Raw genomic sequence first — 14221 nt, 5'->3', positions numbered from 1 at the left:
GCGCCCGCCGGGCAGGCTTCGGCACCGGCGGGCGGCTTCGGCCCGGCCCCGGCGGTACCGGCGGTTGGGGCTGCGCCGTCAGCTTCCGTGGCTCCGGCCGTGCCGGTCGCCGGTTCCGGTGCGGCCGCGAAGGACGTCGGCACGCTGGTGATTCCGTCGGTGAAGACCGAGGGGGCCACTGGGGGCGGGCGGGAGTCGGCCAGTACGCGGATTCTCACCGAGGCACCGGTGGTCCCCAGCATTCCCGGGAGCCCGAAGGGTGCCGGGGGCGAGGACGCCGTGTCCGGGGCGCCGGTCGACGCCGTGCCCAGCGCGTCCGCGACCGGATCTGCCGACGCCGAGCCCGCGTCCGCCGCAGGCTCCGTTCCGGCCGCGTCCGGGTTGCCGGTCGACGCTGTGCCCAGCGCGTCCGGGTCTGTCGGTGTCGAGCCCGTGTCCGCCGCAGGCTCCGTTCCGGCTGTGTCCGGGTTGCCGGTCGACGCTGTGCCCAGCGCGTCCGCGCCTGTCGGGTTCGCGCTTGCCCCTGCGGCTTCCGAGCTCACGACGTCCGGGCCCGCTGGTGCTGCGCCTGCGTCCGTTGTGTCCACGGCCGCCGCGCCCGTGCTTGCCGCCAGCTCTGAGCCGGCCGTTTCCGAGCCTGCCGCCGCTGGGGCCGGACCTGTTGTGTCCGAAAGCCCCGTCGAGAAGAACAACCCCGTCGACCCCGAGGACGCACGATGAGCAGTGCCCAGCAGACTCCTTCGCCGCAGGTGTGGCAGCAGGCGGTGCCGGGGTACACCTCGCCGATTCCGGTGGTGCGGACGCATCTCGGGCATGCGGTGGCGTCGGAGTGGACGAAGATGCGGTCCGTGCGGTCGACGATGTGGACGCTCGGGGTGTTCGTGGTGATGGTGGTGGGGATCGGGTTGTTGGCGGCGGTGGCTATTTCCGCGAACGCCGGTCCGGAGGACCTCGCGGGGAGCAACCCCTTGTCGTACGGCGTGTTCGGGGTGCTCCTCGGGAGCATGTGCCTGATCACGCTGGGGGTGCTGACGACGGCGTCCGAGTACGGCACGGGCATGATCCGGACGACGATGGTGGCGTGCCCCTCGCGGGCCCGGGTGCTCGCGGCGAAGGCGATCGTGTTCTTCGGCGTCGCCTTCACGTTCACGTTCGTGTCGACGCTGATCGTCGCGCTCGCGGACGTCGCGCTGCTGGACGGGGCGAAGACGCCGACGACCGCCGAGTGGCTGAAGGGCACCCTGGGGGTGTCCCTGTTCATCGCGCTGCTCGGCATGCTCTCGCTGGCCGTCGGCTCGATCGTCCGGCACTCCGCGGGCGCCATCACCATCATGATCGGTCTGGTGCTGGCGCCGCTCGTGCTGGCCCTGTTCATGTTCACGGACGCCCTCACGGCAGTCCGTGAGTTCCTCTTCGAGTACTCGATCCCGAACCTGCTGAGCACGTTCTACGCGGAGACCCTCACCGACTCGGGCCCCTCCGCGCTGGACTCCCTGTTCATCGCGGTCGTCATCACGGGGGCCGCGTTCGGACTCGGGTTCGCGCTGCTGGAGAAGCGGGACGTGTAGCCGGCGCCGTTAGAAGCGAGGCGCGTTGCGGGACCGCCGTACCCCTGGGGTGCGGCGGTCCCGTGCGTTCCAGCAGGCCTTGTGCCAGTGGCGGCGGTCGTCGACGCCGGCGTGCTGGGGCCAGGCGACGACGTGCGGGACGCCGTCGGGGATGAGCTGGTCGCAGCCGGGGCAGCGGTAGGACTTGCCCTGGCTGCTGGCGCCCGCGACGTGCCGTACGTTCCACTCCTCGCCGTCCCACTCCGTGGCGGACTGCCAGCCGCCGTACCGGTTCGCGGGGTCGTCCTCGGCGCTCCGGCCGGACCGGTCGGTGCCCTTGGGGCGATTGTGGCGGGGGGACACGGGACACCTCACAGGGCGGTTCACGGGGCGGTCGCGGGAAGCGTGGTTGCCGTCCAGCCTACGCGGCCCGATGCGGGGTAGGCGCAGAACGGCCAATCCGTATAAGTCGCCCCCGGGATGGTGGTTCGGTGGCGGCTCCGCCGTTCTCCAGACAATCCGCAAATCTCTCCGCCAGGCCGTGTCCTCGGCACGTGTCAGACGGTTATGCCGGGTGGGGGAGCTCCGAGCCGGAGCCAAGGAAGCAGGAAAGTGCCATGCGCGTAGGAAGTTTCGTGTTGGCGGCCCAGTTCCCCGGACAGGGCCAGGGGGAGGCGCTGCACCGTGCCGTGCGGTCCGCGGAGGTCGCGGAGGAGGCGGGACTCGACTCGGTGTGGCTGGCCGAGCATCACTTCGTGCCGTACGGCACATGCCCCTCGGCGGTGACGCTGGCGGCGCTGCTGCTGGGGCGGACGCGGCGGATCCGGGTCGGGACGGCCGTCAGCGTGCTGCCGACAGTTCATCCCGTGGCGCTCGGGGAGCAGGCGGCGCTGCTGCACCTCGTCAGCGGCGGGCGGTTCTCGCTGGGGGTCGGGCGGGGTGGGCCCTGGGTGGATCTGGAGGTGTTCGGGGCGGGTCTCGACGCGTACGAGCGGGGGTTTCCCGAGTCGCTCGATCTGCTGTTGCGGTGGCTGCGGGAGGCAGGGGTGGGGGCGGCGGGGGAGCGGTACCGGTTCCGTGAGGTGGCGGTCGTGCCTCGGCCCGCCGAGTCGCTGTCCGACGCGGACGGGCCCGAGGTGATCGTCGCCTGTACGTCGCCGGCGAGTGTGCGGCTCGCCGCGGAGCGGGGGCTGCCGATGCTGCTCGGGATGCACATCGGGGACGAGGAGAAGGCGGAGATGGTCGCGCTGTGGCGGCGGCGGGCGTTGGAGTGCGGTCGGGGGCGGGAGGAGGTCGCCCTCGCGGCGCACGTCTCCGCCGGGGTCTGTCAGATCGCCGACCGCCGTAGCGACGCCGTCGAGACGCTCGTCAAGGCGATGCCCGGGTGGCTCCGGCAGGGGCTCGCGGCGCACGTCACCGTCGACGGACGCGAGCGTGCCATGCGGGATCCTGTCGCCTACACCGAGTTGCTCTGCGGGCTGCATCCCGTGGGGACGCCGAGTCTCTGCGCGGATCGGTTGGCGGCGACGTCCGAGCGGACGGGGATCACTCGGTTCGCGTTGCTGGTCGAGGGGTCGGGGGATCTGGCGGCTACGGAGGAGAACGTTCGGAGGTTGGGGGTGGAGGTGATGGGGGGGTTGCGGTGAGGGGGGTTGGTGCGGGTTGGTGGGCTCGGGTGGGGGCTGGGGTGGGGGGTTACGGTCGCCTGCCGGTCCGTTTGTTTGGGGCTCCCGCTGGAGCGGCAGGCGAACGGTTGGGGGCAGGGGGTCAGCAGTCCCGGAGTTCGGGGGACTGGTTGAGGAGTTGGCCTCGGATGGAGGTGAAGCGGGCGAGGCGGTCGTCTGCCGAGGGGTCGAGGGGGAAGACCGCGACTCGGTGGCAGTTCTGGAAGGCCAGGCGTACGCCGAAGTGGCGTTGCAGCGCGCCGCGTATCGCGTCGCTGGCGAGCGCGCGGAGCAGCTGTCCGCGTGCCTGCTCGTTCGGCGGCGGCGTCTGGTTGTCGGCGAACTCTCCGCCGTCCACCTTCAGCCGGGCCACCAGCGTGCTGATCATCTCCCACGCGTAAGGCAGGGAGGTCCGGACGCAGTCGACGAATTCGGCTTCGTCGACCTCGCCTCGCTCGGCCTGTTCCAACAGTGCCGGTGAGACGTCGAGCGACATGGGTTCTCCTCTCGCACCCCCGATATCCACAGGGGTTGCCGGACAGAAAAAGGGGAGAGCCCGCCGCGCCCGGTCTCCCGCAACACTCTGAGTACACGCACGGCGACCTCCCCGTCACTACGGTAGGCAACGGGTGGTGACCGCACCAGGAGAATGGCTACTTAGGGACCCATGCACAGGGCCACAATCAGCCAGGGTGCGAATGACCGGAATCCTGAGGGATTCGGGAGGAAAAGGAGCCCTCTGATCGTTGCCGGGACCTCTGTGACCGCGGTTGCCCGTGTTCCGGTCCTCTTGTGACGGGCGATTCACACCGCCGCCCGAGTGTCGAGTAGCGTTGCTGCCCATGCGTCTCGTCATCGCCCGCTGCTCCGTCGACTACGCGGGCCGCCTCACCGCCCATCTGCCCTCCGCGCCCCGTCTGATCCTGGTCAAGGCCGACGGCAGCGTCTCGATCCACGCGGACGACCGGGCGTACAAGCCCCTCAACTGGATGTCCCCGCCGTGTACGTTGAAAGAGGGATCCGGTGACGACGCCGGCGTCTGGACCGTCGTCAACAAGGCGGGCGAGAAGCTCATCATCACGATGGAGGAGGTCCTCCACGACTCCTCGCACGAACTCGGTGTCGACCCCGGCCTGATCAAGGACGGCGTGGAGGCGCACCTCCAGGAGTTGCTCGCCGACCGGATCGAGACGCTGGGCGAGGGGTACACGCTCATCCGGCGTGAGTACATGACGGCGATCGGCCCGGTGGACATCCTGTGCCGGGACGCCGAGGGGCAGACGGTCGCCGTCGAGATCAAGCGCCGGGGTGAGATCGACGGCGTCGAACAGCTCACCCGTTACCTGGAGTTGCTGAACCGCGACCCCCATCTCGCCCCCGTCCGCGGGGTGTTCGCGGCGCAGGAGATCAAGCCCCAGGCGAAGGTCCTCGCGACGGACCGGGGCATCGGCTGCCAGATCCTCGACTACGACGCCCTGCGCGGTATCGAGGACGACAAACTGCGGCTGTTCTGAGCGGATCCGGGGCGCCGTACGGGGCTGTCGGGAGGGCCGGTTTCCACGGGAACCGGCCTTTTCGGTGTCCTGTGCGGTGCCTTTGTCGTGCCCGGGGTGCATGTGCCGGAGGAAACGTCCTGATCGCGTCGGCTCCGGAGGGGACGTACTCAGGCGTAGGTGAGTACGTCAGCGGTGGCCGGGGGAGCCGGGCTCCTCGAAGCTGAGGGCATGGACAAGCTTCTTCGGGGTACCGCCGGTCGAGTGGTGCCGTATCTGGTGATGGCAGGGGTCTCGGCCGGGCTGTGGGCCGCGTGGCTCGGGTGGGACCAGGAGCGGGACGTGCTGCCGAACGGGGACACCACGGGTCCCTACGAGGCGTGGCAGGTCATCGGGCTCGTGGTCTGTCTGCTGGTGCCGGTGTGGTGGGGGACCCGGCGCGGCTGGCGGGCGGAGGTCGCGCTGGGGGTGACCGCGGGGCTCTGTGTGGCGGCGTCCCTCGACTGGGCGCCGGACTCCAACGGGCTGTTCGTGATCGGCGTGATGATGGTGGCCGCGGCGAGTCTCACGGCCACCACACTGGTCTCAGCGATCGTCAGGAGTCACTTTTCAGACCGAAATTGTTGATTTTCGGACTGAAAGAGGGTCAGAGGCTACAGGGTTGGTCTGTACCGATCGACAATGGACGGAGGTATGGACTCCGGTTCACGGCTTGGCCGTCCGGGTGAGCACACCGCTGACGTTGACGACCTCGTAACACCCCGCCGCACGCTGGCCACTGGCCGGCGTGCCCGGCTTCGCACAGGTCACCTCGACCGTCACGGTGCCGTTCGCGGGGATCTTGATGGGGGTGACCCAGTGGTAGTCCTGGTTGCGGAAGGTCTCCAGAGCGATCGTGGTGATCTTGCGGTCACCGAACGAGAACGTCAACACCCCTTCGTCACCCTGGAAGTTGGACAGGACGATGTCGGTGACCCCGAAGACGCTGTCGGCCGGGACCAGGTAGACACCCTTGCCGGGCTGCCCGGCCGTCGTCTTGACCTCGATGGTCTGCGAGATCTGCCCGCTCACGCCTCCGGTGCCGGTCCCGCCGTCACCGCCGGTCCCCGTACCGGTGCCCTGACCACTGCCCTGGCCCTGCCCCGCCGTACCGCCCTGACCGCCGCCCGGCGCGTTCGAACTCCCGCTGCCGCCACCGGGGTTCTGCCCCGCGGTCGGCGCCGGACGCGGTTGGACCGCCTCCTTCGCCGCGTCCTTGGCGGCGCTGCGCACGACACCGCGGACCAGCGTGAACCAGAGCAGCACCAGCGCGAGGATGATCGCGAGCAGCGCGAGCAGCCACTTCGGGAAGATCGGTATCTGGACGAACTCGGCGTCCAGCGGCGGCGCGGGGACGACGTCCTCGGTGCCCGTGTCGTCCCTGGGCTCGGCGTTCTCCGCCTGCTCCGCCTCGGCGACCTCCGTCGTCGTCAGCGTGAACGGCCACACCACCGGCGAGCCGAACCACACCGGCTTGCCGGTCCGCACCCGCAGGCCGACCTCCACCGACTCGCCCGGCTCCAGCTTCGGGCGCTCCGGGGCGAAGGCGAACCCCAGTTCCTCGCCGGGCTGACCGGGCGTGAACTCCACCTGGACCGGGGTGTTTCCCTGGTTGCGCACCGCGAGGCGGTACCGGCCGCGCAGCCAGCCGCGCCGGCGCCTCGGCGCCAGCTCGGTCTGGAGCTCGTGGAACGCCTCGATCCGTACGAGACCTTCGGGGACCTTCACCGACTCCGGGTGCTCGGCGGGCAACACCCGTACCGCGAACGGCCGTTCACCCGCGCGGACCTCCGGGGAGCGCGGCGGGGACAGGGTGATCGTCACGGTCTCGGAGGTGCCTGGGTACAGGGAGACCCGGGCGGGTTCCACGGTGCTCCAGGCTGCGCACTCGCCGACGACCTCCAGGCTGTACGCCTCGACGATGTCGCTGTCGTTGCGGACGGTCAGAGTCGTCGTGGCGACGGCGCCGGGCGCCACCGTCACGACCGGGATGTCGAGGCCCGGCGCACCGGGACCGGAAGAGGATGCGGAAGGCGTCACGTCATCACGCTAGGGACTCCGCCCGGTGCGGGGGGAGGGGCGCGAGGGCAGCGTGCGGGCAGTCGTGGTGCCCGTGCGGTGATGGTCCGGCCGTCGGTGTGGGGGAACTGTCCATGTCCTGCGCGGAGTTGGGGGCGACGTCTTCCCCGGTTCCGTCCCCGGTTGTCACGCTTCCCCTATGCGCCCGTGTCTACGCGTCAGCGCGCGTACTGAGCGATCAGAGCAGTGCGCGCGTGCACTCCCGTTCACTCGCCTTCACCCCCGTTCCGTTCCGTCCGTCCCGTCCGCCCTGTCCGTCCAGAGGAGACCCGCCCTGTCATGTTTTCCGCCGCTCCCTACGAGTATCCGGCCCCGAGAGCCGGCCGGCCCGAGCCGGTGAGTGTCGCCGTCTACGCCGCCGATCCCGTCCTGCGGGTGGGTGTCGTCCAGCAGTTGCGCCATCGTCCCGAAGCCGCTCTCGTCGACGACGCCGACGCGGACACCGCGCAGGTGTCGCTGGTGGTCGTGGACAGTGTCGACGACGATGTCGCCGCGCTTCTCCAGAGGCTGCGCCACAACACCGGTACCCGGACCGGGCTGGTCGTCGGGACGCTCGGTGCCGGGGCGTTGCAGCGGGTCGTCGAGTGCGGGGTCACTGCCGTGCTGCGCCGCAGTGAGGCCGATCAGGATCGGCTCGTCCATCTCGTCGTCGCCCTCGCGAACGGGGAGGGTGTGCTTCCCGGGGACCTGCTCGGGGAGCTCCTCACCCATGTCGGCAGCCTTCAGCGTGCCGCGCTCGACCCTCGGGGGGTGTCCCTCTCGACCCTCACGACTCGGGAGGCGGACATGTTGCGCCTCGTCTCCGAGGGGCTCGACACCGCCGAGATAGCCCGCAAGACCTCGTACTCCGAACGCACCGTCAAGAACGTCCTGCACGAGATCACGACGCGTCTGCAACTGCGGAACCGGGCTCATGCGGTGGGGTATGCGCTGCGGAACGGGTTGATCTGAGGGGTGGGTTCGGGTGGGGGGTTCGGTGCGGCTGGGTGGGGGCTGGGGTGGGGGGCGTTTCGCTTGCCCGCGCTTGCGGGGTGCCTCCCCCAAGCTCTTCGAGCAGGGGGGACCCCCAGCCCACCCGTGCCGCCCCTAGATGATTGATGTGCTTTGCGCCCTGCCCGGAATGCTGAAGAGTGCCCAGAATCGGTGGTGTTGAACACCGGCTCGACCCGAAGGGCGCGCTGTGAACACCGACCTGGACACTCTCCTGACCGCACTGTACGTCGAGCTGGACGACGGCATCATCCCCGCGCACAGGCCGGGCCCGGGCCCCGGCCACCCACTGGAGGTGACCGACGCGGAGCTGGTGTGCCTGGCCGTGGCACAGGTGCTGCTGCGGTTCAACGACGAGCGGCACTGGCTGCGCTCGGCCTCCGCCCTGGTCGGGCATCTCTTCCCGCGCCTGCTGTCGCAAAGCGAGTACAACCGGCGGGTGCGGGAGGCGGGTGACCTCATGGAGGCGGCCCTGCGCTGGCTGGCGGCCCGGACCCCGTCCAGTGCGGATGTGGTGCGGCTGTGGGACGGCACCCCAGTGCCCTGCGGCGCGTCGCGGGAGACCGCGAAACGCTCCGACCTGGCCGGATGGGCCGGCTACGGCATGGACAAGTCCCACCACCGCTTCTACTGGGGCGCCGAGCTGATGCTGGTGTGCGCCCCGGACGGGCTGATCACCGGCTTCATCCTGGTCAACCCCAAACTCGTCAAGGAACGCGACGCGGTGCGGATGATGTTCACGCTCGACAAGAACCGGCCCGAACCCGGCACCACCGGCGTGTGCGACAAGGGTTTCGCCGGAGCCGACTTCGAAGCCGACATGGCCGCACTGGGGATCACCGTGATTCGCCCCGCCCGTAAGGACGAGCCGGACCCGGGGATCTTCCCGCAGTGGCTGCGCCAGCGCATCGAGTCGGTGAACTGGACCCTCAAGGGCCAGCTTGGCCTGGAGGCCCACGGCGGCCGGGTCTTCTCCGGACTGTGGGCCAGGGTGCTCCAGCGGCTCCTGGCCCTCAACGCCGCGATCTGGCACAACTGGGCCTGCGGAGCCGACAGGAAACGATCCCTGATCCACTACGACCACCCCACCCCGCTGACCAGCGCGTAAAAGCACATCAATCATCTAGCGGCACGACTGCCCGCAGCTGGGGGGGAGGGGGAGATGCGGCTGCGGGGATGTGGCTGCGGGTGGGTGGGGGCTTGGTTGCCCGAAAGCGCAGTGGGGATTGCCTCGGGTACGGCTTGGGGGGCCTGTTCGTGGGGTTGTGGGGTGGGGGACGCTGGTGGGGCGGGAGCCGTGTCGTTGTGGACTGTGAGGTGGAGCGTGACGAGTACCGCTGGCCCGGGTGGGCGGTACCGGCCGGGGAGGATCGGTGCGGCGCTGTTGTTGGTCGTGCCGTTGCTCACCCTTACCGCCGCGTCCGGGCAGGGGAGTGCCGAACCCGGGGTGGGGACGGTCGCCGCCGGGGATACGCGCGTCGCGTACGCCGGGACTCGGCACCGGAGTCTGGGGGATGTGCAGAGCAAAACCTCCAGTACGCCCGTGTTCGGGGACGGGGCCGTGCACTACGACACCCAACCGTCCGCGCTCGGCGACAAGTTGGTGTTCGCGAGTCTGCGGGACGAGAAGACGCCGCAGATCTATCTGCGCGCGGCGGACGGGAACATAGACAAGCTCACCACGGGCATGAACGCCGCGAACCCGCAGCTGACGCCCGACGGCAAGTCGGTGGTGTTCGACGCGGGGACGACGCAGCGGGACCTGTGGATCGTGGGGACGGGCGGCGGTGCGCCGAGGCGCCTCACGGACACCGCCGGGACGAACGAGACGGACCCGGCGGTCTCCCCGGACGGGAAACGCATCGCGTACGTCGGCGACACCCTGCTGAGCGGCACGCAGATCTTCGTCCGCGACCTCGACGGCGGCATCCCGAAGATGGTCACCTCCTCGGTGGACGCCACCGCGACCCAGCCCGCGTGGAAGCCGCAGAAGGACAACGCGGGCCGGGAGTGGATCGCGTACACCGCCACACGGGACCGCAAGCCCCAGCTGAGGGTCGTCAACCCGGACGGCGAAGGCGGCGACGAGCCGCTCCTCGGGGGCGACTTCACCCAGTGGCGGGCCCACTCGGTCGCGTGGAAGCCGGATGCCAGCGGCATCATCTTCCTCAGCCCCGAGATCACCTGCGACTGCGAGGGCAACCGGGACCACCTGTTCAGCTCGACGATCCACTCCGGGCAAACCCCCGACGTCCTCGACCAGGAGGACCGCGAACTCGCCAACCCGGCCTGGATCGGCCCCGCGGACACCGGGCACGCGATCGTCGAGCGCACCACGGCCGCCACCCCGAACACCGTCACCCTCCAGGACGTCCGCTCGGACGGCGCCGACCCGCGTGACCTCAACCTGGAGATCCTGAAGGAAGACCCGGCGGCCGACACGAACACCGACCCCGCCAAGGACCCCCTGTTCCAGCCCGGCCCCGGTTTCGACCCGTGGACGGAACGCCAGAACTACACGCCCGACGGCCGCAGGATCGTCGTCACCCGCTTCCTGGGCACCGGGGACAACCGGGTCGAGGAGATCTGGATCGCCGACGCGGACGGCAAGAACGCGCAGGCCATGAAGCTCGACGGGCGTGGGGTGAACGTCCGGGACACCGACCCGACGTTCTCCCCGGACGGCAAGTTCCTCGCCTTCACCCGTAGTACCGACGCCGGGAAAACCACCCGCATCCTCATCGCGAACGCCGACTCCGGTGCGATCACCGGGGAGATCGAGCCGCCGGCGGGTGAGGAGACCGGCCGCGACGCGCAGCCCACCTGGTCCTCCGACGGCACCGTCCTCGCCTTCACCCGCAGCGAGGTCATCGACGGGGGCGGCGGCAACAAGCACATCTGGACCGTGCCGGTGAAGGAACTGGCCGACCAGCACGACCTGAGCCGCGACAACTGCACCGCCTCCTGCAAGGTCATCGACGACAGCCCCGCCTTCTCCCCGGACGGCCTCGCCGTCGCCTTCAACCGCAAGAACGGCGGCGGCGCGGTCGACGAGCGCAACGGCCTCCTGCTGGCGACCCTCTCCGACAAGAGCTGCCGCGTCCTGCTCCCCACCAGTGCCTCCGACTGCCGCGCCGACCTCCCGGACACCACCCTCACCGGCCCCTTCCAGCCGCGTGACGCCGCCTGGTCCGCCGACGGCAAGTCCCTCGTCTTCTCCTCCCGCGAGACGGTCGCCTCCAACAGTCCCGAGAAACTGCGGACGCTGGACATCGCGACCCGCGAAGTCACGCCGCTCACCGCACAGTTGGCGGGGCGTCAGAAGGAGCCCAGCGTCCAGCAGTCCGTGGACCTCACGGTCAAGGCGCCGGCCACCGTGCCGACCGTCACCGTCGGGACGTCCACCACGATCCGCGTCGACGTCGTCAACAACGGGCCCGCCGCCTCACCGGGGACGACACTGACGATCGCGCCGCCAACCGGCGTACAGGTCACGGGAATCACCTACCCCGGCAAGACCTGCACCGCCTCCACCCTCCAGTGCGATGTGGGGGTCGTGCCGCCCGGCGAGACCGTGCCGGTGACCGTCACCGTCACCGGGGTCACCGTCGGGGACGCGACCATCGGCTGGAACGTCAACGGGGCGGTCCTCGACCCCAACCCCACCGACAACACCGGGCAGACGGTGGTGCCGGTCCGCGAGGCACCGTCGTCGCCGTCCCCCACACCCACACCCACCCCTACCCCCACTCCTACTCCCACCCCGACGCCCACGCCTCCCGCGTCTCCCACGCCGAGGCCCCCGGCGCCGCCGAAGCCGCCCGCGCCCAAGGCAGGGCCCGGACTGAGCCTCACCGCGCAGCCCAACCCCGGGTACGTCGGCGGGAAGGTCGTCGTCACCTACACCGTCCGCAACGGACGCAACGCCCTCGCGACCGGGCTGCGGCTGAAGATCGGGCTGCCTGCCGGGATCCCGAACAACGGGCCGCCCCCCGGCTGCGACGCGGGCTTCAACTGCGCGCTGCCCGACCTCGCGCAGGGCGCCAGCACCGTCGTCACCGTCGTGCTCAGCCCGGACAAGGCGCTCACCGCGACGCTCACCGGGACGCTGACGACGACCGGGACCGACGCGGACCGCGGTGACAACACGGCGCGGCAGCGGCTGCGGATTCTCCAGCCGAAGATCGTGGCGGTGCCGAACATCGGGAAGCCCGGGTTCGTGACCTCCGTGCGGGGCAAGGACTTTCCGCCCGGGGCGCCGGTGAAGTTCACCTGGAAGCCGGGGATCACGGCCGCCGCCGCACCGACGATCCCTCTCCAGAACGGCACGTTCATCGGACAGTTGCTGATCCTCACCAAGGACCAGACCGGACCCCGGATCATCACGGCCAGCGGCCCCGGGTTCTCGCCGGTGACGACGGACTTCCTCGTCGTCCTCGGCACCATCCAGCCGCCCGACGAGGTGACCCGCCGGTGATCCACGAAGTCGACGAGGGGCTACGGCGGTTGCTCGCCGAGTCCGGTCTGGAGGCGTCCGGCGTCGAGGTCGCCTTCGACGCCCCCACCCGCGACTGGGCGGCCCGCCGCAGCGCCCCCACGGTCTGCGTCTTCCTGTACGACATCCGGGAGGACGCGACCCGGCGGGGCAGCGGAGCCGGAGAGGTGTACGACGACGAGGGCCACCTCGTCGCCCGGCGCTCACCGCCCCGCTGGTTCGACCTGACGTACCTCGTCACCGCGTGGGCGAACCGGCCGCAGGACGAACACCGGCTCCTGTCCCAGGTGTTGACGACGCTGGTCGCCAACGATGTCCTGCCCGCCCGCCTGTTGACCGGCACCCTCGCCGAACTCGGCCTGACCGTCGGCCTCGACACCGGCGGCACCGGCCTCGACGGGCCCGCCGCGTCCGACGTGTGGTCGGCGCTCGGCGGGGAGCTGAAGGCGTCCCTCGGACTGCGGGTGCGGGCACCGCTCGCCGGAGCGGTCCGGGCGTCCGCGCCGCCGGTCACCGAGGGGCTGGTCGTGCGGTCCGCCGCGCGGAGCGGCTCGGCCGAAGAGACCGTGCCGGGACGCCGGTTGCGGTACCGGGAGACGAGTGATCCGGAGGCCGACGGGTTCTCCGGGCCCAGGGAACGAGGGGCGGCGCCGGCCCGGCGCCGTCGGGGGGACCGGCAGCCGTGACGTACGTGGAGACCGCCGAGGCCGAGGTCCAAGCCGGCTTCGGCGGCGGTGAGTTGTGGGACCGGCTGCGGCTCGTCGAGGAGCGGGTGCGGATCGCCGTCGCCGGGCGACGGGCCGGGGACCCCGAGCCGGACGACCCGTACCGGGGGCAGTACCTGACGCCCGAGGCGGTCGAGCGGATCCTCGACGGGGCGGGCGGCCTCGAAGTGCCGCCGTACGAACCCTGGTTGCCGGACGAGGGGTCCGTACTCGGTGTGCTCGCGCTGCGGTTCGGGCTGTCACCGCTCGATCTGGACCTGCTGCTCGTCGCCGTCGCACCCGACCTCGACGCGCGGTTCGAGCGGCTCTACGGCTATCTCAACGACGACTTGACGCGCCGCAGGCCCACGGTCGGGCTCGCGCTGGAGCTGTGCGGGCTGCCCGGCGCGTCGGCCGCGCGATTCCGGCTCGCCGCCGGGGCGCCGCTCGTGGACGGGGGGCTGATCGAGGTCGCCGACGCCGAACGGCCGCCGCTGTCACGGCTGTTGGTGGTGCCGGACCGGGTCACCGCACACTTGCTGGGGGGTACGCGGGGCGACGCCCGGCTCGACGGGGTGCTGAGCGAGGCCCGTGTCGATCCGACCGCCGAGGAGGAGCAGGTCACGCGGGTGGCGATGGCGGCCGGGACCGGCGGCGGGCTGGTTCAGCTGCGGACGCGTGGGGGTGACGCGGAGGGGCTGGCGGTCGCCGCGCTGCGCGGCGGAGGGCTGGGGGCGCTCGTGGTCGACGCGGAGGCGTTGGGGCGGCGGGCGGGTGAAGTGGCCTCGCTGGCAAGGACGTTGGCGCGGGAGGCGCGGCTCGTCGGAGCGGGGGTGGTGCTCGGGCCGCTGGAGGCGCTGCCCGACGAACCCGGTGAACGGGGGCGGGTCCTGCGGGAGTTGTGCGGGGTGTTGCGGGGCGTGCCGTTCCTCGTGCACGGGAGCGGGGGGTGGGACCCGCGATGGGCCGCGGACACCCCGGTGGTGCTGACCGTGCCGGCGCCCTCCGCCGAACGGCAGGGGGAGCGGTGGCGGTACGCGCTGGAGCGGGCGGGGGGCGTCCACGAAGACCCCGGTGCCCTCGCCGACGCCGTCTCCGCGCACCGGGAGGTCGTCCTCGGTGACGTCGGTGAGCGGGGCGATCCCCATGAGGGCCTTCGCGCGCGTCTTGGACGCCATCGCCTCGATCGCCTCGGGGGACGGGCCGATCC

11 protein-coding genes and 2 pseudogenes are annotated in these 14221 nt (G+C 71.1%); 9 read left to right on the top strand and 4 right to left on the bottom strand.

The annotated features are described in order from the left end of the window. Positions 1–542: pseudogene (locus ACVNF4_RS22110) on the bottom strand (hypothetical protein); the annotation flags it as partial. 174 nt (positions 543–716) lie between these two features. On the opposite strand from ACVNF4_RS22110, the gene ACVNF4_RS22105 reads away from it, so the two are divergent. Continuing rightward, the gene (locus ACVNF4_RS22105) at positions 717–1568 is read left to right on the top strand and encodes an ABC transporter permease (protein ID WP_461804600.1); all 852 of its coding nucleotides are present in this window, start codon (positions 717–719) and stop codon (positions 1566–1568) included. Between the two features lie 9 nt (positions 1569–1577). Here ACVNF4_RS22105 and ACVNF4_RS22100 read toward each other — a convergent pair whose 3' ends face one another. After that, positions 1578–1910, bottom strand: a complete 333-nt coding sequence (locus ACVNF4_RS22100; protein ID WP_461804599.1) for an ATP/GTP-binding protein — start codon at positions 1908–1910, stop codon at positions 1578–1580. Between the two features lie 254 nt (positions 1911–2164). Here ACVNF4_RS22100 and ACVNF4_RS22095 point away from each other — a divergent pair, with 254 nt between their 5' ends. Beyond that, the gene (locus ACVNF4_RS22095) at positions 2165–3193 is read left to right on the top strand and encodes an LLM class flavin-dependent oxidoreductase (RefSeq protein ID WP_461804598.1); all 1029 of its coding nucleotides are present in this window, start codon (positions 2165–2167) and stop codon (positions 3191–3193) included. 121 nt (positions 3194–3314) lie between these two features. On the opposite strand, the gene ACVNF4_RS22090 is transcribed toward ACVNF4_RS22095, so the two are convergent. Continuing rightward, positions 3315–3707, bottom strand: a complete 393-nt coding sequence (locus ACVNF4_RS22090; RefSeq protein ID WP_461804597.1) for an SCO5389 family protein — start codon at positions 3705–3707, stop codon at positions 3315–3317. Between the two features lie 346 nt (positions 3708–4053). On the opposite strand from ACVNF4_RS22090, the gene nucS reads away from it, so the two are divergent. Next, on the top strand, positions 4054–4725 hold the full coding sequence (gene nucS / locus ACVNF4_RS22085) for an endonuclease NucS (protein WP_461804596.1): 672 nt from the start codon (positions 4054–4056) through the stop codon (positions 4723–4725). A 210-nt stretch (positions 4726–4935) separates the two neighbouring features. Then, on the top strand, positions 4936–5331 hold the full coding sequence (locus ACVNF4_RS22080; protein WP_461804595.1) for a hypothetical protein: 396 nt from the start codon (positions 4936–4938) through the stop codon (positions 5329–5331). Positions 5332–5409: 78 nt separating this feature from the next. Here the strand turns inward: ACVNF4_RS22080 and ACVNF4_RS22075 are convergent, their stop codons facing one another. Continuing rightward, positions 5410–6783, bottom strand: coding sequence for a COG1470 family protein (locus ACVNF4_RS22075; RefSeq protein WP_461804594.1), 1374 nt, complete (start codon positions 6781–6783; stop codon positions 5410–5412). A 318-nt stretch (positions 6784–7101) separates the two neighbouring features. Here ACVNF4_RS22075 and ACVNF4_RS22070 point away from each other — a divergent pair, with 318 nt between their 5' ends. From ACVNF4_RS22070 to ACVNF4_RS22050, 5 genes and pseudogenes are all read left to right on the top strand, one after another. Further along, the gene (locus ACVNF4_RS22070; RefSeq protein WP_461804593.1) at positions 7102–7773 is read left to right on the top strand and encodes a helix-turn-helix transcriptional regulator; all 672 of its coding nucleotides are present in this window, start codon (positions 7102–7104) and stop codon (positions 7771–7773) included. 229 nt (positions 7774–8002) lie between these two features. After that, positions 8003–8920, top strand: a complete 918-nt coding sequence (locus ACVNF4_RS22065) for a transposase family protein (protein WP_461804592.1) — start codon at positions 8003–8005, stop codon at positions 8918–8920. Between the two features lie 216 nt (positions 8921–9136). Next, a complete protein-coding gene (locus ACVNF4_RS22060; RefSeq protein ID WP_461804591.1) occupies positions 9137–12289 on the top strand; it encodes a hypothetical protein in 3153 nt (1050 codons plus the stop codon). Next, complete coding sequence (locus tag ACVNF4_RS22055) at positions 12286–12993, top strand: Pvc16 family protein (RefSeq protein WP_461804590.1); 708 nt, start codon at positions 12286–12288, stop codon at positions 12991–12993. Before ACVNF4_RS22060 ends, ACVNF4_RS22055 begins: the two co-directional genes overlap by 4 nt. Next, positions 12990–13523: pseudogene (locus ACVNF4_RS22050) on the top strand (ATP-binding protein); the annotation flags it as partial. The gene ACVNF4_RS22055 and the pseudogene ACVNF4_RS22050, both read left to right, overlap by 4 nt. Positions 13524–14221 lie beyond the last annotated feature (698 nt).

The sequence above is a fragment of the Streptomyces sp. S6 genome (assembly GCF_054880855.1).
This window is presented reverse-complemented; position numbering and strand designations above follow the sequence as displayed.

What these genes read in the sequence shown, in the direction of transcription:
- ACVNF4_RS22105 (WP_461804600.1), top strand. Translation starts at nt 717, where the DNA reads ATGAGCAGTGCCCAGCAGACTCCTTCGCCGCAGGTGTGGCAGCAGGCG.
- ACVNF4_RS22095 (WP_461804598.1), top strand. Translation starts at nt 2,165, where the DNA reads ATGCGCGTAGGAAGTTTCGTGTTGGCGGCCCAGTTCCCCGGACAGGGC.
- ACVNF4_RS22090 (WP_461804597.1), bottom strand. Translation starts at nt 3,707, where the DNA reads ATGTCGCTCGACGTCTCACCGGCACTGTTGGAACAGGCCGAGCGAGGC.
- nucS (WP_461804596.1), top strand. Translation starts at nt 4,054, where the DNA reads ATGCGTCTCGTCATCGCCCGCTGCTCCGTCGACTACGCGGGCCGCCTC.
- ACVNF4_RS22080 (WP_461804595.1), top strand. Translation starts at nt 4,936, where the DNA reads ATGGACAAGCTTCTTCGGGGTACCGCCGGTCGAGTGGTGCCGTATCTG.
- ACVNF4_RS22070 (WP_461804593.1), top strand. Translation starts at nt 7,102, where the DNA reads ATGTTTTCCGCCGCTCCCTACGAGTATCCGGCCCCGAGAGCCGGCCGG.